This is a genomic window from Bacteroidota bacterium, from assembly GCA_030017895.1.
Taxonomy (GTDB): domain Bacteria; phylum Bacteroidota; class Ignavibacteria; order UBA10030; family BY39; genus JASEGV01.
The window spans coordinates 1-685 of the sequence record JASEGV010000164.1; the positions used below are offsets into that span (position 1 = coordinate 1).

The 685-nt window shown below is 41.0% G+C and carries 1 protein-coding gene; it reads left to right on the top strand.

Going from position 1 to position 685, the window contains the following annotated elements; all coding sequences use genetic code 11:
- Positions 1-290: 290 nt before the first annotated feature.
- Positions 291-685, top strand: a 395-nt coding sequence (locus QME58_14465; protein ID MDI6805014.1) for a UvrD-helicase domain-containing protein, incomplete at its 3' end; no start/stop codon positions are given.

Below are 685 nucleotides of genomic sequence, written 5' to 3' on the forward strand. Positions count from 1 at the left end.
AGGAGGGGGGAAGCAAATGGAAGGAACGGGGAAAGGGCGACATGGGGAAACGGTGACGAGGTCAATGAGTGTTAAATCGACAAACCGTGGTTTAAAATATTGAATAATGAATATCGAATGTTGAATTTCGAATTATGAAGTATGAAACCTTCAAAAAATATTTAGGAAAATAGGAGGGGAGAAGCAAATGGTAATTGAAAAGATTGTAAAGATTTGAATAATTTAAAAGATTTTTACTTATCTACTTCATAACTTTTGCCATTCCACTCCTACTTCCTTATATTTGATCCATGAAAAAATACACGCTTAAAAAATCCGTCTTTGGCGATAATTTGCACCTTGTTTCTCCCCAGCGATTTACAATTAATTACAGGCCGGAACTCAATGATTCGCAATACGAAGCTGTAACCTCTGTCAATGGTCCGCATCTGGTAATTGCCGGCGCCGGCACGGGAAAAACACGAACAATAGTTTATAGGGTTGCATATCTTGTCGAATTAGGCGTTAAGCCGCAGAACATATTGTTGCTGACTTTCACACGTAAAGCTGCTCAGGAGATGCTTCGTCGCGCTGCGATGCTTTTAGATTCGCGCTGCGAAAGTGTTGCTGGCGGAACGTTCCACTCGTTTGCCAACAGTGTTCTCCGAAAATATGCCGCACTAATCGGTTATGAGAACTCTTTTAC